General features: G+C 61.8%; 16 protein-coding genes. 4 read left to right on the forward strand and 12 right to left on the reverse strand.

All coding sequences use genetic code 11. The features are described from left to right. Nucleotides 1–75 precede the first annotated feature (75 nt). The 10 genes from JNB91_RS13700 to JNB91_RS13745 all read right to left on the reverse strand — a co-directional run bounded on the left by JNB91_RS13700 (nt 76) and on the right by JNB91_RS13745 (nt 10,562). Nucleotides 76–684, reverse strand: coding sequence for a J domain-containing protein (locus tag JNB91_RS13700; protein ID WP_220326078.1), 609 nt, complete (start codon nt 682–684; stop codon nt 76–78). A 105-nt stretch (nt 685–789) separates the two neighbouring features. Continuing rightward, nucleotides 790–1,392, reverse strand: a complete 603-nt coding sequence (locus JNB91_RS13705) for an alkylhydroperoxidase domain protein (protein ID WP_220326079.1) — start codon at nt 1,390–1,392, stop codon at nt 790–792. Between the two features lie 13 nt (nt 1,393–1,405). After that, nucleotides 1,406–2,002 carry a CMD domain protein gene (locus JNB91_RS13710; protein ID WP_220326080.1) on the reverse strand — a complete coding sequence of 199 codons (597 nt, stop codon included), beginning with the start codon at nt 2,000–2,002 and terminating at the stop codon, nt 1,406–1,408. 25 nt (nt 2,003–2,027) lie between these two features. Beyond that, complete coding sequence (locus JNB91_RS13715) at nt 2,028–3,065, reverse strand: putative FMN-dependent luciferase-like monooxygenase (RefSeq protein WP_220326081.1); 1,038 nt, start codon at nt 3,063–3,065, stop codon at nt 2,028–2,030. Beyond that, nucleotides 3,062–4,714 carry a dipeptide ABC transporter ATP-binding protein gene (locus JNB91_RS13720; RefSeq protein WP_220326082.1) on the reverse strand — a complete coding sequence of 551 codons (1,653 nt, stop codon included), beginning with the start codon at nt 4,712–4,714 and terminating at the stop codon, nt 3,062–3,064. Before JNB91_RS13720 ends, JNB91_RS13715 begins: the two co-directional genes overlap by 4 nt. After that, on the reverse strand, nt 4,711–5,598 hold the full coding sequence (locus JNB91_RS13725) for an ABC transporter permease (protein WP_220326083.1): 888 nt from the start codon (nt 5,596–5,598) through the stop codon (nt 4,711–4,713). Before JNB91_RS13725 ends, JNB91_RS13720 begins: the two co-directional genes overlap by 4 nt. Further along, nucleotides 5,595–6,539 carry an ABC transporter permease gene (locus JNB91_RS13730; RefSeq protein ID WP_220326084.1) on the reverse strand — a complete coding sequence of 315 codons (945 nt, stop codon included), beginning with the start codon at nt 6,537–6,539 and terminating at the stop codon, nt 5,595–5,597. Before JNB91_RS13730 ends, JNB91_RS13725 begins: the two co-directional genes overlap by 4 nt. Before the next feature lie 81 nt (nt 6,540–6,620). Next, complete coding sequence (locus tag JNB91_RS13735; RefSeq protein ID WP_220326085.1) at nt 6,621–8,249, reverse strand: TIGR04028 family ABC transporter substrate-binding protein; 1,629 nt, start codon at nt 8,247–8,249, stop codon at nt 6,621–6,623. A gap of 165 nt (nt 8,250–8,414) precedes the next feature. Continuing rightward, entirely contained in the window at nt 8,415–9,131 is a 717-nt protein-coding gene (gene hutC, locus JNB91_RS13740) for a histidine utilization repressor (protein ID WP_220326240.1), read from the reverse strand. 69 nt (nt 9,132–9,200) lie between these two features. Further along, the gene (locus tag JNB91_RS13745) at nt 9,201–10,562 is read right to left on the reverse strand and encodes a formimidoylglutamate deiminase (protein WP_220326241.1); all 1,362 of its coding nucleotides are present in this window, start codon (nt 10,560–10,562) and stop codon (nt 9,201–9,203) included. 117 nt (nt 10,563–10,679) lie between these two features. On the opposite strand from JNB91_RS13745, the gene hutI reads away from it, so the two are divergent. From hutI to JNB91_RS13765, 4 genes are read left to right on the forward strand one after another with little or no spacing between them, the layout of a single operon-like run. Beyond that, nucleotides 10,680–11,969, forward strand: coding sequence for an imidazolonepropionase (hutI, locus tag JNB91_RS13750; protein ID WP_220326086.1), 1,290 nt, complete (start codon nt 10,680–10,682; stop codon nt 11,967–11,969). Beyond that, nucleotides 11,966–13,501, forward strand: a complete 1,536-nt coding sequence (gene hutH / locus JNB91_RS13755; protein WP_220326087.1) for a histidine ammonia-lyase — start codon at nt 11,966–11,968, stop codon at nt 13,499–13,501. The genes hutI and hutH overlap by 4 nt, the downstream gene beginning before the upstream one ends. Before the next feature lie 28 nt (nt 13,502–13,529). Further along, complete coding sequence (gene hutU, locus JNB91_RS13760; RefSeq protein WP_220326088.1) at nt 13,530–15,215, forward strand: urocanate hydratase; 1,686 nt, start codon at nt 13,530–13,532, stop codon at nt 15,213–15,215. 4 nt (nt 15,216–15,219) lie between these two features. Continuing rightward, nucleotides 15,220–15,792 (forward strand): HutD/Ves family protein, encoded by a 573-nt coding sequence (locus JNB91_RS13765; RefSeq protein ID WP_220326089.1) that lies wholly within the window; start codon nt 15,220–15,222, stop codon nt 15,790–15,792. A gap of 33 nt (nt 15,793–15,825) precedes the next feature. On the opposite strand, the gene JNB91_RS13770 is transcribed toward JNB91_RS13765, so the two are convergent. Then, nucleotides 15,826–17,562: a sulfite reductase subunit alpha gene (locus tag JNB91_RS13770; RefSeq protein WP_220326090.1), complete on the reverse strand. Its 1,737-nt coding sequence runs from the start codon at nt 17,560–17,562 to the stop codon at nt 15,826–15,828. Nucleotides 17,563–17,572: 10 nt separating this feature from the next. Beyond that, the gene (locus JNB91_RS13775) at nt 17,573–23,068 is read right to left on the reverse strand and encodes a glutamate synthase-related protein (RefSeq protein WP_220326091.1); all 5,496 of its coding nucleotides are present in this window, start codon (nt 23,066–23,068) and stop codon (nt 17,573–17,575) included. Nucleotides 23,069–23,199: the final 131 nt, after the last annotated feature.

A 23,199-nucleotide genomic window follows, 5' to 3' on the forward strand; every position in this document is an offset into this window, starting at 1 on the left:
GATACCACGCCGCAAGACGCTTGATCGTTACATATCCCGAATTTGGGGCTCAGGTAAACCTTATCCAAGCAAGCTCTAGCAAAATCCGTTCAGCTTCAGGATTTTATGGGCCTCGATCGAGGCGCGAAGCAGGTCTTCGGAATTGCGGTTTCCCTGATTGGCATCAGGATGGTGCATTTTCAGGCGCTCTTTGTAACGGGTCCTGATTTCCTCCGGCGTTGCATCCTCCGAAAGCCCGAGCACCTCGAAAGCCTTTGCTTCGAGAACCTTGAGCTTGCGTGCCTGCAATTGTCTTTTCTCAAGCATACGCTGCGCCGCGGTCTTGCGGGCATTGATCGCCTTGGCCGAGCCGGACCGGGACGTAGAAGGAAGCGGAGCCTCTTTCGCCTCGGTGAAGGCCGTTCCGGATGTTACCCGGCTGCCTGCAGCAGCTTCCTTCTGATAACGGGCAACTTCAGGCGTAGAAAGGGCCGGGGAGTAGTTATAACCCTTGTTGTATTCCTTCACGTGCTCGAGACAGAAGGAAAGGTACAACCCATCCGCCGCGCCGCCGACAGGCGCGCGATGCGGAGCGACCTTGTCGCAACCATCCCACTGACACTTGGGGCCAACGGGCTCAACAGGCTTGGCAGCCCGTTTCTTGGTGGGCTTCAGGCTTACGAAAATTTTGGAATCAGACGTCATGGCCCGTATATGACGACAACAGGTCGGCATGGCAAGAATGCTCTACCATGCCGACACAGTTGATTCGTTACGAACAGTTAAGGTGTTGCGAATGTGTCGGCGCGATCAATTCGCAGGCGTCGGCTCGCCGATCGAGAGCATCAGCCGGTTTGCCCAGTTGAAGAAGGCGGCGCCATGAACGACGTCGGAAATCTCCTCGTCTGACAATCCGGCTTCACGCAGACGCTTTGCATGATCTGCGGTGAAGCTTGGCGGCGTGGTGCTGAGCGCGACCGAAGCCGAGACGATCGCGTTCCAGCGTTCACCAAGATCGGCTTCCACACCCTCATCCAGCAGTTTCTGCACATCGGCTTCGCGCTTGGAATATTGCGAGGCGAAGCGCGAATGGACCGAGGCGCAGAGAATGCAGCCGTTCAGCCTTGATGCGGCCGTGGCGGCAAGTTCTCGTTCCGCACGCGGCAGACCATCCTTGGTATTGTAAAAGATATCGTTGTCCGTCTTGGTGCGGGCTTCGAGAATATCCGGATCGCGGACCAGAAGCGCGAAATAGGCAGATTTGGCGCGCGCCTTGTCGACCAACGCCTCATAATGGCATTCGGTGAGTTCGCTCTCTGCCAGTGGCTGAAGCCAGGCGGTCCAGCCGATCTTGTCCTGGGTGAAGACGACCGGCGGGTTTTCGACGGCGGGTTCGATAACGGTATCAGACATGGAAGGTTCTCCGTTAGGCCGCAGCCAGGACCCGAAGGCCGGCGACGACGCGGATCTGGAAGGCGAGGAAGGAGACGAGCTGGGACAGCGTGACCACACCTGTCGTGCTCCATCCGGCTGAAAGCAGTTTTTGCAGTTCCGCGGGGCTGGCGTCGCGAGGATGGTATGTCAGCAGATAGGCGTGTTCGAGCGCTGCGGAGAGCCGATCCCCGAGAATGGCGCGATCGGCGGGGCCGATATCAAGAGCCGGTCCATCGGTATTTTCTGCGCTCAAGGGCCCTTCTGGATAATGGCCATAGGGGCCTTTCGCCGCATTGAGCTCGGCAAGAGCCTTTACGGTCGCGAGAATGACGGCACTGTTTTGAAGCCCTGCCAGCTTCGTCCCGTAAAATTCCTTGATGCTTTTGTCGCCATGCAGGGCTGCCACAAAGACTGCGACGGCAAAACGCTCGGTGAGCGATGCCTGGCTGGCATCGACGGGTTCGAAAAGAGCCGTCCAGCTTTTCTGTGCGTGCTCTTTGGTAATCGGGCGCCGGCTGCGCAGCGCATCGGCAGGCGCTCCTGGCGTGATCCCGACGAGATGGTCGATAACGTCGATCGTATCAGTCATGAATGTCTCTTTCGATTATCGGCAGTTATTGAGCGGCAACGAGCTGCGGCGCTGAAGACCGCGTCCAGCCGAGGGCCGGCGCGACTTCCGCGGCGATCAGTTCGATCGAGCGCAGGATTTCTGCATGGGGCGGGTCGATGGAATGGACCTGGAAAACGATATCCGTCGCGCGGGCGAGGGCCGTGTCCTTCTTCAACGATGCGATCACGTCGTCCGGTGTGCCGACATGGCTGTCGAGCGCCTTGATCAGGTCTTCGAGCCTGTCTCCTGCAATCCGGTGACCGGCGGCGGCGAAACGATCGGCGACACGGCGAAGGCCGGTTTCGGCAAGTGAGAGCGCCCGTTTGCGATCGTCGGCGACGAACAGGCTGCGCGAGCCGAGAATGCGCGGCGCACGGCCTTCCGGCAGGCCTGCAAGATAGGCATCGATGATCGGGTTCTGGATGTCGTCCAGCGTTGCATCGGGATTGCCGGCCGGGCGCGGCTGGGTTCTCGACAGCATCAATCCATCGCCGCTCAGGCCCGCAAGACGCGCACCATTGGCGGAGAAGGTGGCGAGCCAGACCCGATCGAGCAGATGCGGTGCATCGGGATAAAGGCGGTTGCCGCCATGCAGCACCTTTCCGGCCCAGGCATCGCGAACCACGGTCAGGTTTTCGGCATAGACCTCGCCACGGCGATCGGATGAGATACCGAAGGCCTCGAAGGATTCCTTCGTACCGCCGGTGCCGAAGCCCACCTCCAGCCGTCCGCCCGAAAGCAGATCGAGCACGGCGGTATCCTCGGCCACGCGCAGCGCATTCTCCATCGGCAGCGTGATCACACCGGTGCCGAGGCGGATGGTCGATGTGCGGGCCGCGACATGCGAGAGGAAGACTGCAGGGGAAGGAAGGCCGCCTTCTTCGGCATGAAAATGGTGCTGCGCTATCCAGGCGCTGTCGAAACCGTTTTCTTCGGCATGGATGATCTGTTCCGCCGCCAGCCGATAGCGTTCGCCGGCCGGAACATCGTCCAGAAGGCGGGTGAAGAAGCCTAGGCGCTTGGGGGCAATTTTGCTGGTCATGACAAAGGTCCTGTTTCAATAGGCTGCTGCGCTTTTTCGGCGCGTGGAAATTTCTTTCCGGGAATGGCGTCGATGAGTTCGCGCGTGTAGGCGGTCGAAGCTGAGGAGAAGACCTCTTCGACAGTGCCGTAATCTACCTGCCTGCCATTGTGCAGGACCGACACCGTGTCGGCGATCTGCCGCACGACCGCGAGGTCATGGGAGACGAAGACATAGGTGAGGCCGAGATCCCGCTGCAACTCGGCAAGCAGTTCGAGGATCTGTGCCTGAACCGTCACGTCGAGTGCGGAAACAGCCTCGTCGAGCACCACGACTTCAGGCTCCAGAACCAGCGCGCGGGCGATTGCCACACGCTGGCGCTGGCCGCCGGAAAGGGCATGCGGCAGCCGAGAAAGGACCGTGGCGGGAAGCCCGACGCGCTCGATGATGGCGCGGACGCGCGCTTCTCGCTCGGCCCTTGGTAACGGGTCGAAATTGAGCAGCGGTTCCTCCACGATCGCCTGCACCGTCTGGCGCGGATCGAGCGAAGCCCAGGGGTTCTGGTAGACGAGCTGCACCTTGCGCCGGAACTGTCGAAGCGCTTCGGAGCGCAGGCTTGCGACATTGAGATCGCCGATGCGGATCTCGCCGGATGTCGGCTTCTGGAAACCGGCGATCGAACGGATCGTCGTGGTTTTTCCCGAGCCGCTTTCTCCCACCACCGCATGGGTGGTGCCGCGCGCTACGCTGAAGGAAACGCCATCGACGGCGCGAAAATTCTTACCCGTCGGCAGCGAAAAATCCTGAACCAGATTGGTGACCGTCAGTGCGGCCGGCCGGCCCGGCTTCACCGGTGGGCGCGGCTTGGCGACGGAAAGCGACGGCGCGTCGGAAAGCAGTTTGCGGGTATAGGCGCTTTGCGGCGAGGCCAGCACATCGGCGGTCCTGCCCTGTTCCTGAATACGCCCACCTTGGAGCACGATGATCCGGTCCGACCGATCCGCGGCAACGCCAAGATCATGGGTGACGAGCAGGACGGAGGTGCCGTGTTCGCGGCGCAGATCGTCGATCAGGTCGAGGATACGGCGCTGCACGGTGACATCGAGCGCCGATGTCGGCTCGTCGGCGATGATCAGAGCCGGACGCAGGGCGATGGCAATGGCGATCAGCACGCGCTGCTTCATGCCGCCGGAAAGTTCGTGCGGATATTGGTGTATCCGCAGTTCCGGCTGCGAAAGGCCGACATTGGCGAGAAGTTCGATGACCTTGCGATCGGCCGTGCGGCGATCGAGCCGTCCGTGAATTTGCAGGATCTCTCGGACCTGCGCGCCGATGGTGAGGACCGGATTAAGCGAACTGCCCGGATCCTGCGGAACGAGGCTGACGAGGGCGCCGCGGATCGATCGCAGGCGTCTTGCGTTCCAGCGGCTGATATCCTCGCCATTGAGGAGGATGGAACCGCTTTCGACCCGGCCGTTTTCTGCCAGCAGGCCGATCACGGCCTGAGCCGTCGAAGTCTTGCCGGATCCGCTTTCGCCGACCAGAGCCACGACTTCGCCCGGCTCGACGGTGAAGGAGACGCCATGCACGACCGTCGGGCGCTCATCGCCCTGGCTGTAAGAAATATGGAGGTCACGAACGTCGAGTACGGGATTTGCGGAGGTGCTCATCGCGTGCTCCTTCCTATAGACTGGCTGATGCGGTTGGCCGACAGGACGACGGCAACGACGATCAGGCCGGGCGCGGCGGTCAGCCACCATGCGGTGGCGAGGTAGTTGCGGCCTTCGGCAATCAGCAGGCCCCATTCCGGCGTCGGCGGCGGTGCGCCGTAACCGAGGAAGCCGAGGGTGGAGATCTGCAGGATGGCCCAGCCGAACTGCACGGCGGTATAGGCGACGACGGAGGTCAGCGAATTGGGCAGGATATGCCGCCACAAAACCTTGCCGAACGTGCCGCCGCTGCCGAAGGCCGCCTCGACGAATTCGGCATTGCGCACCCGCACGACTTCCGAGCGCATGAGGCGGGCGAAACCGGCAATTGCCGTCGCACCGACGGCGATCGCCGCATTGAGCGTGCCGAAGCCGAGCAGGATGATGATGCTGAGCGAAAGCAGCAGCGTCGGGATAGACAGAAGCACATCGACCAGCCGCATCAGGACTTCATCGACGCGTCCACGCACCGAACCGGCGACCAGGCCGAGCCCGCTGCCAACGACAAGCCCGACGCCAACGGCTGCAATGGCGCCCGAGAGCGAGTGAACCGCGCCGTAGACAATGCGCGCGAAGAGATCGCGACCAAGCGAATCCGTGCCGAGAATATGCAGGGCGGACGGTGCCTTGAGCTGGCCGCCGGGCGTACCCTGCAACGGGTCATAGCTGGTAAATACCCAAGGCACGGTCGCCCAGAGAAGCACGAGCGCCAGCACCAGCCAGGCAAGAGCAAGACCGTAAGGGAAATTGCGCAGGACGCTCAGAACGTCACGGCGATTGCCGGAGCGGCTCGAGGTTTCGGCGGTCGTCGAGGTGAGATGAATGAAAGTATCGAGGCTGGTCATGCTGCAGCTCCATGTCCGGTCCTGAGGCGCGGGTCTAGCAGCGGATAGGCTAGGTCGACCGCGAGATTGATGGTGACGAAGGCTGCAGCGGAGATGACGACGACCGCCTGAAGCACCGCGAGATCCTGATTGCCGACGGCCTTTTCGGTCAGTCCGCCGATACCGTTGAGACCGAAGACGGTTTCGGTAACGACGGCGCCGGCGATCAATTCGCCGAACAGCACGCCGGCGATCGTCAGTGTCGGGAGGATGGCGTTGCGGGCGACATGCCGCCATAGCAGCCGCGTCTCGCTTGCGCCCTTGGCGCGGGCGACGGCGACGAAAGGACGAGTGCGGATTTCATCGATATTGCGGATGAGGATCTGCGCCAGCGGCGCTGCGATCGGAACGGCAAGCGTTGCGACGGGCAGGACGAGGCTTTCCCACGGGCCGGGATTGATGACCGAAACCAGACGGAAGCGGAAGGAAAAAATCTGGATCAGCATGATCGCCAGCCAGAAGACCGGGATCGAGATGAACAGCGACGGCAGCGACTGGATGGCGTTTCTCAGCCACGCGAAAGGCGCCATCGAGGAGAGAAAGGCGATGAAGATGGCAAGCAGGGTTGCGGCCAGAAAGCCGAGGCCGGCAAGCTTCAGCGTCGGCGGCAGGTTGGTGGCAAGCTGCGCCGAGACCGGAACGCCCGCCTGCAGCGAATAACCGAAATCGCCCTGGAGGAAATTGACGAGTGTGTGCCCGTATTGCACGACGACGTTGGAATCCACCGCATAGGCTGCGCGGATTTCGGCGACCTGATCGGCACTCAGGCCGAATTCCGGATTGAGGAATTTGATCAGCACCGCATCGCCGGGCATGGCCTGCAGCAGGATGAAGGACAGCGTGAAGGCGGCCCAGAGAACGAGCAGCGCCTGGCCGATCCGTCCTACGACATATCGCGTCATTTCATATCTCCACGGGGGGGTGGATGGCAGCCTTTACAGCTGCCATCCGTGCGGCTTGGGAGGCCTGTTGGTTATTGGCGCTTACTTGTCGAGCCAGGTGCTGTAGAAGGCCGGACGGCCGACCGCTTCGAAGGCGACACCCTTGACGTAAGGTGCGCCGGCATAGGCCTGCGGCTCCTCGAAGATCGGAACGGCGTAGGCCTGATCGAGAACGTAGGCCTGCGCATCCGCCACGGCCTTCAGGCGCTTTTCGCGATCCGGCTGCGAGGCGATCTCGTTCAGGATTTCGTTCAGCTTGTCGTCGGAGAAGGTCTTCACCTTGTCGCTGACGCCGCCCTTCTGCACCAGCACGTTGCGGTTGGTCGGGTAATACTGGCTCTTGATCACGTCCGGATCGGCGCGGCCGACCATGGCGACGGCGACCGGCGTTTTCAGCGGATCGAGTTCGTCGACGACCTTGCTGCCGGCGTCACCGGCAAGCACGTTCAGCTTGACGCCGAGTTTCGACCACTGCTGTGCGATCAGTTGCAGAACCGCGCGGCTCTGCGGCTGCGGCAGCGATTCATAGGAGGTCAGGACCAGTTTCTGGCCGTCCTTGGCGCGGATGCCGTCTGCGCCGAGCTTGAAGCCGGCCTCGTCGAGCAGCGCTTCGGCCTTTTCCGGATCGTAGCCGAGCTTGTCTTCCTGCGGCACATAGCCGATTGCGCTCGCCGCGATGATCGAAGTCGCCTTCGGATAGTTCTTCGAGAAGATCGTCGAGAGGATCTCGTCGCGGTTGACCGCAAGCGACAGGGCCTTGCGCACCTTGATATCCGCGACCAGCGGATTATCCGGTCGGAAGACGATCGAGTTGTTCACGCCGCGCGTGCCGGGCGCATAGATGGTAAAACTCTGCGCCTCGACCTGGCCTTCGTCATAGGCCTGGATCTGGCGAATGAAATCGGCCTGACCGGCGAGAAGGGCGCCGATGCGCACGCTGTCTTCGGCGGTGATGATATAGTTGATCTCGTCGAGATAGGCGCGCCCCTGATGTTCGAGCTTCGCCGGTCCCCAGTTATAGTCCTCGCGAACCTTCAGATCGAGCGACTTGCCCAGCGTCTCGGCATCGACCACGAAGGGGCCGGAACCGATGATCTTCGTTGCATCGCCAAGCTGCTCGAAGGGCAGCGCCAGGGTCGACAGCGAGACGATGCCGGAGCCGATCACCGACGTGCCCTGCAGGAAGCCGGGAGAGGGCTTCTTGAAGGTGAACTTTACCGTCAGCGGATCGATGACTTCGCTGCGCTCGTAATTGTTGACCACTTCGGAAACCGGCTGTTTCAACTCCTTGTTGCCGAGGCCGTAGGTGTCGAAGTTCTTCGCGACCGCTGCAGCATCAACCGGCGTGCCATCGGAGAAGGTGACGCCCGGACGAAGCTTGAACGTGTATTCGGTAGCGTTGTCGTTGACCGTCCATGATTCCGCCAGCCAGGGCTCGATCTCCAGCGTCTTGGGGTTCTGGTAGGTCAGCTTGTCGGTGATCTGATTGAGAATGCCGCCGTTGGGATAAAAGCCGCCGGCCGGCGGGTAGAGATTGGTGTGCGCCTGCTGCTCGAGATAGACGAGCGTGCCGCCTTTGACCGGCGCGTCTGCGGCGAGGCTGGCCGTCGCAAGTGTCGTGGCAGTCAGCAATCCGAGGCTGAGAGAAAGAAGTTTCCGATAGCGCGTCATGGGTCCGGTCTCGCGGTTGATCGATGACCATGAGCCTATCCACTCCCATCAGATTTCTATGGATTTGCTATTCTATTTTGAAGGCAAGCGCGGAAGTTTCTTTGCTGTTTGGAGGCCTCTTGGAACAATCGCATTCCGGTCTCGGCGCTACGGCGTTCTGTTCACTCACGCAGATGCCGGACGAAAATCGGCGGTGACGACGTGGCGATTGCCGGGATAGGTCATGCGCACCCAGGTCACCGCTCCCGATGTATTCCAGGTGCGGCGCTCGATGACGAGGCAGGCATCCTTCGGAGTGAGATTGAGGAGTTTGTGTTCCTTGCGGTCAGCGGGCACGGCCTGAATGCGGTGCTGGGCTGTAATCCAGGGAATTTGCGAGGAGAGCCAGGGGCCGGGGGCAACGAGCAAGAAATCGGCTTCGAGTGCGGCCGGCACGGTGGCAAGATTGATTGCGCGCTCTTCCAGGCAGAAAGGTTGACCTGCGGCAAGATGCAGGCAGGTGACAAAGAGGATGTCGCCGGGCGAGCCATCCGCAAACCAAGCCAGCTCTTCCCCGATCGCCTTGCGGCGGGTGATCGACAACCGCTGATAGGAATATTCCAGGTTGAGGGAGCGCACCTCATCGGCGATATCGTGGATCTCCAGCACGGCCGATTGCGCCTTGGGTTGGGAGACGAAACTTCCGCCCTTCTTGCGGCGCTCGATCAGGCCGGCCTGCGCCAGCTGGCCCATCACCTTGTTCACCGTCATCCGCGAGACGTCGTAATGCGCGGCAAGATCGACCTCGAAAGGGATCCGGTGACCGGGCGGCCAAGTGCCGGAAACGATCTTTTCCTCGATATCCGCTAGGATCTTGCGGTGAAGGGTCGGGGTCTTGAAAATGCTGGTGGTCTCCGTTCGGGCGCGTGTTGCGGCACGTCTATACTGCTGTCCTGCCCCGTCAATCGTGCTTCAGTCGCTGAGCAGGACCTGCATGGTTTCTGCAAAGCGCTTGCGAATGCGGTCCCGGGCAATGTGTCGGCCGTTCGCCACCTGCTTCTTACCTGCGGCCCAGACACTGTCGACTGTGACATCTGCGCCGAAAATCCAGTTATCGAGCAGGTTGTCTTCCGCGAGATAGCAGGCATTGGCGGTATCCAGCGCGACGATATCGGCAGGGGCTCCGGGAGCGAGCCCCGCCTTCGTGGCAAGAGCCTGCGCGCCGCCCTCGACAGCCGCGTCGAAAAGCCGACGACCGGTTGAACCGTTCGGTGCGGCAATGACGTTGCGGGCGCGATGAGCGAGACGTTGCGAATATTCGAGCTGGCGCAATTCGCCCGAAAGAGAAATCAGAACGTTGGAATCCGACCCGACGCCCAAGCGACCGCCCTTCGCAAGGAATGCGGGCGCGGCAAAGGTGCCGTCGCCGAGATTGGCCTCGGTGATCGGGCAGAGGCCTGCGACCGCGCCGCTTTGCGCCATAGTCGTCACTTCCTGATCCGTCAGGTGAGTGGCGTGGATCAGGCACCAGCGATCATCGACGGGGGCATGATCCAGCAGCCATTCGATCGGGCGCGCGCCGGACCATGCGATACAGTCCTCAACCTCTTTGGTTTGTTCGGCAACATGGATATGCACGGGGCCGCCTTCGGCCAGCGGCAGAATGGCGGTCAATTCGTCGGGCGTAACCGCACGCAGGCTGTGCGGCGCTATGCCGAGCTGCATGCCGGGAAGCGAGGCCTGCATCTTTCGGCAAGCGTCCATCAGCCGGCCAAAGCTTTCGATCGAATTGATGAAACGGCGCTGGCCCTCGATCGGAGCCTGTCCGCCAAAGCCGGAATGGGCATAAAAGACCGGCAGCAAGGTCAGGCCGATACCCGTCTCGGCGCTCGCCGCAGCAATGCACTCGGCATGTTCGGCGATATTGGCATAACGCGAGCCGTCGCGGTCGTGATGCAGATAGTGGAACTCACCGACGCGGCAGAAACCGGCTTCGAGCATTTCCATATAGAGCTGCGCCGCCACCGCCTCGATCTGTTCCGGCGTCATCTGCAGGGCGAAACGATACATCAGGACACGCCAGCTCCAGAAACTGTCGTCGCTCGGTCCGCGAAGTTCGGCCAAGCCGGACATGGCCCGCTGGAACGCGTGGCTGTGAAGATTGCTCATGGCGGGGACGAGAACCGAATGGCGCTCGTCGGCTGCCTCGGCTTCAACGCCGATGTCGATGTTCGAGATAAGCCCGCCCGTGATCGAGATACGCACATTGGAAGCCCATCCCTGCGGCAGGAGTGTCGAGCCTGCATGAAGCGTCGAAGCAGCCGAATTGGTCATGATTGCCGGTCCGTCGTTGGGTTGTCTGATCACGGGTGTATCGTCGGGTGAAAGAACGTACTTGCCAAGATGGTTATTATGTATATACATGTTTGGCCATAATGAAAGGCGCAATCAATGTGCGGGAACGAAAACTTGGGCAGTGTTTCTTCCAGTCATGCCGGGCCTAATGCGGGCATTAGGGTGTGGATAAATGCGCATCTGGCGACCCTTGCCGAGGGCGCGAAGGGGCTTGGTGCCATCGAGAATGGTGCTGTCGCGGCCAAGGATGGACGGATCGTCTTTGTCGGCGCTGAGGCCGATCTCCCTGCCAATTTGAAGGATGCTGCCTCGATCATCGATTGCCAGGGGCGCTGGATTACGCCGGGCCTGATCGATTGCCATACGCATATCGTCTTCGGCGGTGATCGCGCGATGGAATTCGAGATGCGGCTGGAAGGCGCGACCTATGAGGAAGTGGCGCGCGCCGGTGGCGGCATCGTTTCCTCCGTCAAGGCAACCAATGCGCTTTCCGTCGAAGGCTTGGTCGAGGCGGCGTTGCCGCGCGTCGATACGCTGCTTGCCGAAGGTGTCTCGACGCTCGAGATCAAGTCCGGTTACGGGCTTTCGATCGAAGGCGAACTCAATATGCTGCGCGCCGCGCGCGCTCTGGAAAAGGTTCGCCCCGTTCGCGTCGTGACATCCTATCTAGCGGCCCACGCAACGCCGGTCGAATACAAGGGCCGCAACGGCGACTACATTACCGATATCGTGCTGCCGGGCATGGACAAGGCACATGCCGAAGGCCTGATCGATGCCGTCGATGGATTTTGCGAAGGCATTGCCTTTTCCGTCGAGGAGATGGCTCGTGTCTTCGATCACGCCAAGGCGCTCGGCATTCCGGTAAAGCTGCATGCCGAACAATTGTCGAACCTCGGCGGGGCAAAAATGGCGGCGTCCTATGGCGCGCTGTCTGCCGATCATCTGGAACATCTCGATGCCGAGGGTGCTGCCGCGATGGCAGAGGCGGGTACGGTGGCCGTCATTCTGCCCGGTGCCTTCTACGCCATCAATGAAACCCAAAAGCCGCCGATCCAGGTGCTGCGCGATGCCGGTGTGAACATTGCGATCGCCACCGACTGCAATCCCGGCACCTCTCCGCTGACCTCACTGCTTCTGACGATGAACATGTCGGCAACGCTGTTCCGCCTGACGGTGGATGAGTGCATTGCCGGCGCGACCCGCGAGGCGGCGCGGGCTCTCGGCCTGCTCGACGAAACCGGTACGCTGGAGGTCGGCAAGTCCGCCGATCTCGCCATCTGGAACATCCAGCGCCCTGCGGAGCTCGTCTATCGCATCGGCTTCAATCCGCTCCATTCCCGCATCTTCAAAGGCCAGACCATCAAAGGCCAGCAGGTATCCACATGACGATCACGCTTCATCCGGGCAGCGTCCCGCTTGCCGATCTCGCAAACATCTATTGGAATAACGAGCCGGCCGTCCTTGATCACTCCTTCGATGCGGGCATCGAGAAGGGTGCCCGTCGCATCGCCGAGATCGCCGCCGGCAATGCGCCCGTCTATGGCATCAATACCGGTTTCGGCAAGCTCGCCTCGATCAAGATTGACAGTGCCGATCTTGCGACCCTGCAGCGCAATCTCATTCTGTCGCATTGCTGCGGCATCGGCGCTCCCCTGCCGGAAAACGTCGTGCGGCTGATCATGGCGCTGAAGCTGATTTCGCTTGGTCGCGGCGCCTCGGGCGTACGGCTGGATCTGGTGCGGCTGATCGAGGGAATGCTGGCAAAGGGAGTCATCCCGGTCATCCCCGAAAAGGGCTCGGTCGGCGCGTCGGGCGATCTTGCACCGCTTGCCCATATGGCAGCCTCGATGATGGGCGAGGGCGAAGCCCTTTTCGAAGGTAGGCGGATGGCGTCTGCCGATGCCCTTGCAAAGGCCGGCCTGACACCGGTCGTGCTTGCGGCCAAGGAAGGGTTGGCGCTGATCAACGGAACCCAGACCTCGACCGCGCTGGCGCTTGCCGGCCTGTTTCGGGCCCATCGCGCCGCACAGACTGCACTGGTGACCGGCGCATTGTCCACCGATGCGGCCATGGGGTCTTCCGCCCCGTTCCATCCGGACATCCACACGCTGCGCGGCCACAAGGGGCAGATCGACGCCGGTGCCGCATTGCGCCAGCTTCTGACCGGCTCCGAAATCCGCGAAAGCCATATTGAGGGCGACGAGCGTGTGCAGGATCCCTATTGCATCCGCTGCCAGCCGCAGGTGGATGGCGCCTGCCTCGACCTGTTGCGTCAGGTTGCCCGCACGCTGGAAATCGAAGCCAATGCGGTGACCGACAATCCGCTGGTTCTTTCCGATAACGAAGTCGTTTCGGGCGGCAATTTCCACGCCGAACCGGTCGCCTTTGCCGCCGACCAGACGGCGCTTGCCATCTGCGAGATCGGTGCGATTGCCCAGCGCCGTATCGCGCTTCTGGTCGATCCCGCCCTGTCCTACGGCCTGCCGGCGTTTCTCTCGAAAAAGCCGGGCCTGAATTCCGGTCTGATGATCGCCGAAGTCACCTCTGCTGCTTTGATGAGCGAAAACAAGCAGATGTCGCATCCGGCCTCGGTGGATTCGACGCCGACTTCCGCCAACCAGGAAGATCATGTGTCCATGGCCTGCCATGGAGCACGCCGCCTGCTGGCGATGACGGAAAACCTGTTCGGCATTCTCGGCATCGAGGCGCTTGCCGCGGTTCAGGGCGTCGAGCTGCGCGGTCCGCTGAAGACCAGCCCGGAGCTGCAGAAGGCGGCCGGCGTGCTGCGCTCTGCCGTGCCGTCGCTCGAAGACGATCGCTATATGGCGCCGGATCTTGCTGCCGCGAGTGCGCTCGTCGCAACCGGCGCGCTTGCCTCCGCCATCTCTGCCGGCATCCTGCCGGTGCTCGACATCTGATTGCAAAAGAACAACGGGAACAGAAGTCATGACCAATCCGCGCCACAACATCCGCGACATAAGATCCCCGCGGGGGCCAGAACTCAACGCCAAGAGCTGGATGACGGAAGCGCCGCTTCGCATGCTGATGAACAATCTCGACCCGGACGTGGCCGAGAATCCGCATGAACTGGTCGTCTATGGCGGGATCGGCCGCGCGGCCCGCACCTGGGATGATTTCGACAAGATCGCCGCAACGCTGAAGACGCTGACCGAGGAAGAAACCCTGCTGGTGCAATCCGGCAAACCGGTCGGCGTGTTCCGCACCCACAAGGATGCGCCGCGTGTGCTGATCGCCAATTCCAACCTTGTGCCGCATTGGGCGACCTGGGACCATTTCAACGAGCTGGATAAGAAGGGGCTGGCCATGTACGGCCAGATGACCGCCGGCTCGTGGATCTATATCGGCACGCAGGGCATCGTGCAGGGCACGTATGAAACCTTCGTCGAGGCCGGTCGCCAGCATTATAACGGCAGCCTCAAGGGCAAGTGGATCCTGACCGGTGGCCTCGGCGGCATGGGCGGCGCCCAGCCGCTTGCAGCCGTCATGGCCGGTGCCTGCTGCCTTGCTGTCGAATGCGACGAGACCCGCATCGATTTTCGCCTGCGCACCCGCTATGTCGACGCCAAGGCAAAGACGCTCGATGAAGCGCTGGCGATGATCACTGAGTGGACGGCCAAGGGCGAAGCAAAATCCGTCGGCCTGCTCGGCAACGCCGCCGAGATCTTTCCGGAACTGGTCAAGCGCATGCAGGCCGGCGGGCCGCGCCCCGATATCGTGACCGACCAGACCTCGGCGCATGACCCTCGAAACGGCTATCTGCCGATTGGCTGGACTGTCGAAGAGGCCAAGGCCAAGCGCGAAAGCGATCCGAAATCGGTTGAAGTGGCCGCCCGCGCCTCGATGAAAGCCCATGTCGAAGCCATGGTCGCCTTCTGGGATGCCGGCGTGCCGACGCTCGATTACGGCAACAATATCCGTCAGGTGGCCAAGGATGAAGGTTTTGAAAACGCCTTCGCCTTCCCCGGCTTCGTGCCGGCCTACATCCGCCCGCTCTTCTGCCGCGGCATCGGTCCGTTCCGCTGGGCCGCCCTTTCCGGCGATCCGGAGGATATCTACAAGACCGATGCCAAGGTGAAGGAACTGCTGCCGGACAACAAGCACCTGCACAACTGGCTGGACATGGCGAAGGAGCGCATCGCGTTTCAGGGGCTTCCGGCACGGATTTGCTGGGTGGGTCTCGGTGATCGCCACAAGCTCGGCCTCGCCTTCAACGAGATGGTTCGCAATGGCGAGCTTTCCGCCCCGATCGTCATCGGCCGTGACCATCTCGATAGTGGCTCCGTTGCCTCGCCGAACCGCGAAACGGAAGCGATGAAGGACGGATCGGATGCGGTTTCCGACTGGCCGCTGCTGAACGCGCTGCTCAATACGGCGTCGGGTGCCACATGGGTGTCGCTGCATCACGGCGGCGGCGTCGGCATGGGCTATTCGCAGCATTCCGGCATGGTGATCTGCGCCGATGGTTCGGAAGATGCTGACCGTCGTCTGGAGCGCGTGCTGTGGAACGATCCGGCGACCGGCGTCATGCGTCATGCGGATGCGGGATATGAGATCGCCGTCGAATGCGCGACCGAAAAGGGGCTTCGCCTGCCTGGCATCCTTGGAAACTGAGCCGATGCGCATTCTTCGTGCAGGCGACCACAAACGCATGCCGTGGAAGAACGGCAAGGGAGAGACGGTCGAGATCGCCGTCTTTCCCGAAGGTTCAAGTGTCGACACGTTCGACTGGCGCATCAGCATGGCGCCGGTCGTATCGGATGGCCCGTTCTCCATTTTCCCGGGCATCGACCGGACGCTGAGCATTCTGACCGGGGATGGCATGATGCTTTCGGTTGAAGGCATGGCGCCGACGGTACTCGGCCGTAAATCAGCACCGTTTTCGTTCGCGGGTGACGCAAAGACCGAAGCGGCGCTTCGGGCAGGGCCGATTACCGATCTGAATGTTATGACACGGCGCGGGCGCTTTTCGCATCGAGTGATGCGGGCAAAGCGGGGCGGCGAGATAGGGTTTTCTGCCGAGGCGACGCTTGTGATCCTCGTCGTAACGGGGAAAGCGCAGATGTCACAGGTCGAGCTTGATCCGCTCGACGCCGTGATCCTAGATCATCCGGCAGATAGCCGTGGCTTGAAGCTTGAGACCCAAGAGCCTTGTTGCGTCATCGAGATCTTCGCATCCGCGAGCGGCTGACCTGTCAGGCTCGCGGCAGCGCTTGTCGGCTTGTCAGTAGACGTCCCGGAGATAGCGCTTGTCCTTCTTCAGGCCGGCGAGATAGTCCGCGGCCTTTTCCGCGATCATGCCGCCGTGTTCGGCGATGATCTCGCCAAGCGCGGTATCGACATCGCGGGCCATGCGGCTGGCATCGCCGCAGACGTAGAAGGAGGCACCGTCTTCCAGCCAGGAAAACAGCGCCTTGCCGTTTTCCTTCATCCGGGTCTGCACATAAATCTTGGCATCCTGATCGCGCGAGAAAGCGAGATCGAGGCGGGTCAGCAGGCCGTCGCGGCTCATCGTCGAAAGCTCGTCTTCATAGATGAAGTCGCTCTCGCGGCGCTGGTCACCGAAGAACAGCCAGTTGCGGCCTTTCGCGCCGCGGGCACGGCGTTCCTGCAGGAAGGCGCGGAAGGGGGCGATGCCGGTGCCGGGGCCGACCATGATCATCGGCGCATCGTCATTGCCTGGCACGCGAAAAGCCTTGTTCGGCGAGACGAAAATCCCTGCGCTGGCACCCTCGGCCACCCGATCCGCCATATAGGTCGAGCAGACGCCGCCGCGATCGCGATTGGCAGCGTGATAACGGACGCTTGCCACAGTAAGATGGACGCTACCTTCTGCCTCTTTCGGGCTGGACGAGATCGAATAGGCGCGGTGCTGCAGCGGCTTCAGAAGGGTGACAAATTCCTTGGTATTCAAGCTGCCTTGGGGAATGAGCGAGATCAGGTCGAGCGTGTCCTTGCTCCACAGGAAGGCATCGAGCGCTTCCTTGTCGCCGTTGCGGACGACATGGGTGAGTTCCTCGTGGCCGGCGCGGCGTTCGACTTCGGCAATCAGGTCGCGCGAAGGCGTCGAGATCTCGTATTGGGTCGAGAGCAGCGCGCCGAGTGGTGTGCCGCTGACTTCTGTCTCGGCCGAAGCGCCGAGCCTTGCGATCAGCAGATCGACCAGGGCCGGATCGTTGACCGGCATGACACCCAACGCGTCGCCAGCCTCGTACACGAGGCCGCTGTCTGCGAGATCGAATTCGAAATGGCGGATTTCCTTGGTGGAGGCTGCCCCGGAAAGGCGGCGATTGACCGCGATTGTCGAGACGTAAGGGTTTTTACGGCTCCAGCCGGTTTGTTCGCGGGATGGGGCCGTCACGGTCGCTGCGCCAACGACCGGCTTTTCGGCGGCAAGCGGCAGGGTTTCGCCAAACCATGCGGCAGCGGCATCCTCGAAGTCGATATCGCAATCGAGACGGGTCGTGATACGCGTGGCGCCGAGCTGCTCGAGGCGTGTGTCGATCAGCTTACCCGCCTGGCAGAAGCCGTCATAGCCCGTATCGCCAAGTGCAAGCACAGCAAACTTCATGCCTTCGAGGCGCGGTGCTGTGTCGGCGGACAATGCCTCCCAGAAAAGCTGGGCATTGTCGGGCATTTCGCCCTCGCCATAGGTGGAGGTGACGATCACCACATGGCGCATGGCCGCGAGCGCTTCCATCTCGATATCGTCGAGGCCGCGCACCTCCGGCGCCATGCCGAGGCTTTTGGCGGAAGCGGCGGCATCCATGGCCAGATTTTCGGAATTGCCGGTCTGGGTGCCGTAGAGGATATGGATCGGCTGTGCGGCACTCGAAGCCGGAGCGCTTGCGGTATTTTCACCGGCAATCAGGCGCGAGTTGAGGCCGGCCATGAAGCCGGAAAGCCAGGCGCGCTGTTCGCCGTTGAAGGGAGCATCCTCGGGGATATGCGGGATCATCATCGGTGTGGTCTCAGGCTCTGGCTGTTGCAAGGCCACCAACGGCCTTGGCTGCAAAGAGCTCCTCGAAGCTCGGGATGCGTCCGATCCGGTCGCGGTTGCTTTCCGTCTGCTGGATGATCCAGCCATAGGTGCCGGGGCTGTCGATCGACAGCGTATTGCGGCCGGCAAGCGCCTGGCGATAATCCGATAGCCGCTTTTCCGAGACGAGAACCGCAAGGCCCTGGTCGTCGTAATCGGCAATCGCCTCGCGGGCATAACGCGACAATTTCTGCATCAGTGCGAAATCCTCGGTCAGGATCAGGTTGCGCACGGCCTTTTCGACTGCCGGTTCGGACGGGCCGAGTGCATTGGGCACTCGCGCCATCGCAAGCGACTGCGCCATGGAAAGCACCGTGTAGTTGTTGATCAGCGCAAACATCTCTTCGGTGTCCGTCTCGCCGTGACCGGGCGCCTTGCCGTTGAGGATCGGCTTGCGGTCGCGATAGGCAAGCTTGAACTTGCGCACCTGGTGGCCGGCAAGTGCGGTCGACAGTTCCTCGATCAGGTCCTTGCGGCTCTTCGCCTTCAGGATGGCATCGCTATCCTGATAGAGGAGCAGGGCGCGGGGCAGGCAATAGACGAAATTCGAGCGTTCGCTTTCGAAGTTTTCGAGCAGCCAGCGTGCCTTTTCCGATCCCGTTGCTTCCACATGCCATTGCAGCATCATGCGGATCGCATCGGCGTGGAAGGCCACGTAAGGGTCTGTCGGATCGGCGATCGAGCCGATTAGAATGGAATCGTGGCTCATTTTCTTCGGCAAATCGCGATAGGGATCATACTGGTAGAAGAAGCCGCCGCTCATGCCGTTGCCGACGCCCTTGCCGAAGGAGCCGAGATTAAGCACGGCGCCATTGGTCATGTATTCGCAGCAGAAATCGCCAACGCCTTCGACCACGGCGGTGGAGCCGGAATTGCGCACGGCAAACCGGTCGCCCGCCTGGCCTTCGACGAACAGACGGCCGCCGGTCGCGCCGAACAGGGCGAAGTTGCCGATCAGTACGTTGCCGCCTGCCTCGAGCGAACCGCCGCCCGGCGAGCGAACGGAGATCGTGCCGCCATTGGCGCTTTTGCCGACACCGTCATTGCAGGTGCCGGTATGGGTGAGCATCATGCCGTCGTTGCAGAATGCGCCATAGGACTGGCCAGCGGAGCCGGATGTGGCGATCTTGACTGAACCTGCATCGAGGAAACGGCGACCACGCTTGTCCTGCCGCACGGCGGGAAGGTGGCGAGTGTCATCCTCGGTCAGCTCATGGTTCAGCATACGCTCGATATCGACCGAAAGCTGGCCGCCGACGCTCTTGTTGCGGTTGTTGAGGTGTTGGTTGCCGCCAAGCTCGACCACCGGCAGGCCGCCGTCGATCAGCGCCGAGCGCACCATGTCGATAAAGGCGTCATCGACCGCGTAATCCTTCTCCATATAGACCGGATCGGTGATCTTCACCTCCTCGACCACCTGCAGCATCGCGCGGAGGTCAAGCTGCCCGACACTGGACGGGTGATCGAGAAGGTGAAGAAGGTCGCTGCGTCCCCGTGCTTCGCGCAAGGACTTGAAGCCGAGGGATGCGAGGATTTCGCGGGTCTCGTGGGCGATGTTGAGCAGGTATTGCGCCAGCGCCCGCGGGTCGCCATCAAACACTTCGGCATTGGTGGTGAGGCCTGCCGGGCACTTGATGTTGCAGTTCTTCGCCATGACGCATTTCAGCATCATCAGCGCCGTCGTGCCGAATTCAAAACTGTCGCCGCCGAGAAGCGCGGACTTGACCACATCGCTTGCCGTCTGGTGCGCGCCGGAGCAGCGCAGCAGCACCTTCTGGCGCAACCCATTGGCGCAAAGCGCCTGATGCACTTCGGCAATGCCGATTTCGGCGGCGCGGCCGGTGTATTTGAGGCTGGTGACGGCAGCCGCCCCGGTGCCGCCGGTATTGCCGGCGACGTTGATGACATCCGCACCCGCCTTGGCGACGCCGACCGCGATCGTGCCGATGCCTTCCGACGAGACGAGCTTGACGATAACGCGCACCCGCGCCGCCTTGCAGTCATGGATCAGCTGCGCCAAATCCTCAATCGAATAGGTGTCGTGATGCGGCGGCGGCGAGACGAGCTCGACCCCCGGCGTGCCACCACGGGCAGCGGCGATCTCGACCGTCACCTTGGCGGCCGGCAACTGGCCGCCTTCACCGGGCTTTGCACCCTGGCCAATCTTGATCTCCAGCTCTTCCAGCATCGGGTCGGCCAGATAACCGGCCCAGATGCCGAAACGGCCGGACGCGAACTGCTTGATGCGCGAGGCACGGATCGTGCCGTAACGCGAGATATGCTCGCCGCCTTCGCCGGAATTCGACATGCCGCCGACCATGTTGGTGCCGTGGGCGACGGCTTCGTGAGCGGTTGCCACCAGCGCGCCATGGCTCATGGCGCCGGAGGCGAGAAGCGGCGTGATTTCGCTCGCCGGCTGAACTTCATCGAGTGCAATGCCGGTGGGGGCGGTGCCGAGAAGCTTCAGGTAAGCGAGAGCCTGGCGGCCTGCGTGGACGGCCAACGCACCGCCTTCCAGCCAATGGCCGAGGATATCTGCGCCGAAGCGGACGACGAGCGACTGGCCGAGCGCTGCAAGTCGAGCAAGATCGCCGCCCTGCGGGCCGGTCAGGGTCAGACGGAAGACATCGTCGGGCAGGGCCTCGCAGCTTAACCCGCGAACGAGAAAACTGTTGTTGCCCTTGCGGGAAAACCGCTTCATCTCCTTGCGGAAATCGTCCGGTGCGGTCGCGTAGGTGACGTCTGCCGGGAAGGCCAGCACGTCGCGGAGAGCCGCGGGACGGCGAGCGCGTTCCTCTGCCATCATCCGCGCGAAGGAACGATAGCCGGGTGTGATCGAAAAACGATTGATCGCTTCGGGAGACAGCCGGTCATAGCTCGTATTGGTATAGGCCGCGTCATCGATGCCGAAAGCGTCGTCGAGGCGGTTGAGGGTGAGCAGGCGCAGGAACGGATCTTCCTCGCCATCCGGCTCGGCGAAAGACGGCTTTTCCTCTGTCATGTCGACGAAGCCGCGCACGGCAGTGGTGCCGAAGGAATGACCGGCGCCTTCGGCGCGCTCCTTGAACAGACCGAGCAGCGGGATTTCGTCCTCGCTCTTCACCGTCAATGCCTTGGCGTGCCAGTCGGCGACGGCCTGGGCGATGACTTTGAAATTGACGCCGCCGACCGGCGTCTTGACGTTGGGGAAGTAGCGCTTGAGCACCGGATCGCTGGTATCGAGGAAATTCGGCTCGAAAAATTCGCCAGCGACATAGCTTTCGGCGGTGCAGAGACCGACCTTGCCCATGGTCTTCATCAGCGACTTTTCGGCCGCCTTGGCAAAGCGCTTGAAGGCCTTGTCGGCTTCCGCTCCGAACTTTTCCTCGGCGCGGAACTGCACGCCGAGCGGATAAACGGCCGAAGCGCCGAAGCCGAGCGCTGCCGCGACGTGATGGGAGGACGAGATCTGGCCGCTTTCGACCACAAGCGAAACACGCAGACGCGCGCCTTCCTCGATAAGCTTCTGGTTGATTGCCGAGACGACGAGGATCATCGGAAGCGCCGCGCGGTCACGCGCCACATGCCTGTCGGTGACGACGGCAATCCCGCCTTCCTCGCGGGCAAAGGCTGCAATCGCATCGCAAAGCGTGCCGATGCCGGCCTCAAGCGCCTGCGCATTGGCATCCGCATCGTCGAGCACCGGCGTATAGAGCATTTCGAAGCGGCGGAAAGGCGTTTCCGTCTGCTCGCGCAGCTTCAGCATGTCGAGATGGGTGAGGATCGGCGAGGGCACGACTATCTGCCGTGCGGCCTTTGCGCCGATATTCGGCTTGGCGCCGAGCGCGATCCTGAGCGTCATGCCGTCGGCTTCGCGGATGCTGTCGAGCGGCGGGTTTGTGACCTGGGCGAAGCGCTGCGAGAAATATTTCGCGACGCCGCCTTCCTGGTCGGACAGCGCATTGATGGCATTGCCATAACCCATGGCGGAGATCTTTTCCGCGCCGGTCGCAAGCATCGGGTCCATCAGGAACTTGAAGCTTTCCTGATTATGGGAATAGGCGACGTAACGCTGATGACGTTCCAGATCTCCATTATAGCGCAGCGGCGAGCCTTGCGCTTCCGCCGGGATTTCCGGCAGGTCTGAGAGGCGTACGCGGGCTTCGACCAGAAGGTCGCGGTATGGGCGGCGGGCAGCCAGCATTTCCAGCGCTTCGACCGTGCCGTAGCTGCGCTTTTCGACGTGATCGTAAACCAGCATGCCGCCGGCTTCGATGCGGCCGCGGTTGAGCACGGTTTCCGGCGGGAAGGCGATCTGGCCGGCTTCCGACATGACGCAGAGATAGTCTTCCGTCTCGACGGTGCGCAGCGGGCGCAGGCCGAGCCGATCCAGTCTTGCGCCGATGACATCGCCATTGCCGAAGATCAGCGCTGCCGGCCCATCGTTCTTCTCCTCGTAAAGCGAGAAATATTCGAGCATGGCAACGACTTCTGCAGACAATGTCTCGTCGTTTTCCCATGCCGGCGGCATCATCGAGACAACGGCGGTCACCAGATCGAGGCCGTCTTCCAGAACGCGAGATTGCAGCGTCTGGTCGAGACGGCAGCTGTCCGACTGTCCCTTGGGGCGGATGATCGCGGCATTCTTCGCGGCCGCAATCGCTGCTTCCGACAGGCGGTTCTTGCGGTCGGTGTTGAGTTCGCCGTTATGCGCCATCTGCCGGAACGGCTGTGCCATGGACGGATGCGGATCCGTGTTGGTGGAAAACCGCGTGTGGAAATACATGGTGTGGATCGTGTGATCCGGGTCCACCAGATCGCGGAAATAGGGAATGACCTCATCCGAATTGAGGCGACCCTTCAGCACCTGCGTGCGGGCGCTAAGCGAAATCGGGTAAAGGCCGCCAAGTTCGGCGCGCGTATAGGCTTCCGCCTCGATCGCGAGCAGCGCCTTGTGGATGCGAAAGTCGAATTCGGCCTGCGAAGCGGCCTCGCTGTGACAGCCGAAAACCCATTGGCGGATGGTCAGCTGATAACGGATGGCGGCAGGCCGGATCGCATCATTGTCGACCGGCACGTCGCGCTTCAGCAGAATTCCGAAACCCTGTTCCGCCAGCGCGGCCTCGACGAGACGCTCCGCTTCTTCGTGGAATGCTGGATCCGCCGGCAGAAAGAAATTGCCGACGCCGAAGCGGCGCGGCTGAAGATCGGGGCGACCCGTCAGCTTGCGGAAGAAGCCGAGAGATAGGTCCACGGAAATGCCGGCTCCGTCGCCGACACCTTCCGCTGACATCCCGCCGCGATGCGGTACGGCGCAGAGCGCCTCGTGACCCTTCAGCAGAACGTCATGGGTCTGGATGCCGTTCTTTCGCGTTATGAAGCCGACGCCACAGCTGCTTTTTTCCTCTGTGGGATCATAGAGACCGAAGCCCTTGTTTAACGATTCCATATCCAGACTCCAACAGGAAATAAGTCAACTGTGCTGACCTATATAATGTGATATATGGAGTCAAGTTTAATCGTTTTTGCAGCGCACAACAACACTCCGGCGGCCCGCCAAGATGAGATGGATCGACCTGA

The sequence above is a fragment of the Aliirhizobium wenxiniae genome, assembly GCF_019511445.1.
In the GTDB taxonomy this organism is placed as follows: domain Bacteria; phylum Pseudomonadota; class Alphaproteobacteria; order Rhizobiales; family Rhizobiaceae; genus Neorhizobium; species Neorhizobium wenxiniae_A.

Excerpts from the sequence above, each read along its gene's own strand:
- JNB91_RS13700 (WP_220326078.1), bottom strand. The coding sequence starts at position 684 with ATGACGTCTGATTCCAAAATTTTCGTAAGCCTGAAGCCCACCAAGAAA.
- JNB91_RS13705 (WP_220326079.1), bottom strand. The coding sequence starts at position 1,392 with ATGTCTGATACCGTTATCGAACCCGCCGTCGAAAACCCGCCGGTCGTC.
- JNB91_RS13710 (WP_220326080.1), bottom strand. The coding sequence starts at position 2,002 with ATGACTGATACGATCGACGTTATCGACCATCTCGTCGGGATCACGCCA.
- JNB91_RS13715 (WP_220326081.1), bottom strand. The coding sequence starts at position 3,065 with ATGACCAGCAAAATTGCCCCCAAGCGCCTAGGCTTCTTCACCCGCCTT.
- JNB91_RS13720 (WP_220326082.1), bottom strand. The coding sequence starts at position 4,714 with ATGAGCACCTCCGCAAATCCCGTACTCGACGTTCGTGACCTCCATATT.
- JNB91_RS13725 (WP_220326083.1), bottom strand. The coding sequence starts at position 5,598 with ATGACCAGCCTCGATACTTTCATTCATCTCACCTCGACGACCGCCGAA.
- JNB91_RS13730 (WP_220326084.1), bottom strand. The coding sequence starts at position 6,539 with ATGACGCGATATGTCGTAGGACGGATCGGCCAGGCGCTGCTCGTTCTC.
- JNB91_RS13735 (WP_220326085.1), bottom strand. The coding sequence starts at position 8,249 with ATGACGCGCTATCGGAAACTTCTTTCTCTCAGCCTCGGATTGCTGACT.
- JNB91_RS13745 (WP_220326241.1), bottom strand. The coding sequence starts at position 10,562 with ATGACCAATTCGGCTGCTTCGACGCTTCATGCAGGCTCGACACTCCTG.
- hutI (WP_220326086.1), top strand. The coding sequence starts at position 10,680 with ATGTGCGGGAACGAAAACTTGGGCAGTGTTTCTTCCAGTCATGCCGGG.
- hutH (WP_220326087.1), top strand. The coding sequence starts at position 11,966 with ATGACGATCACGCTTCATCCGGGCAGCGTCCCGCTTGCCGATCTCGCA.
- hutU (WP_220326088.1), top strand. The coding sequence starts at position 13,530 with ATGACCAATCCGCGCCACAACATCCGCGACATAAGATCCCCGCGGGGG.
- JNB91_RS13765 (WP_220326089.1), top strand. The coding sequence starts at position 15,220 with ATGCGCATTCTTCGTGCAGGCGACCACAAACGCATGCCGTGGAAGAAC.
- JNB91_RS13770 (WP_220326090.1), bottom strand. The coding sequence starts at position 17,562 with ATGATGATCCCGCATATCCCCGAGGATGCTCCCTTCAACGGCGAACAG.
- JNB91_RS13775 (WP_220326091.1), bottom strand. The coding sequence starts at position 23,068 with ATGGAATCGTTAAACAAGGGCTTCGGTCTCTATGATCCCACAGAGGAA.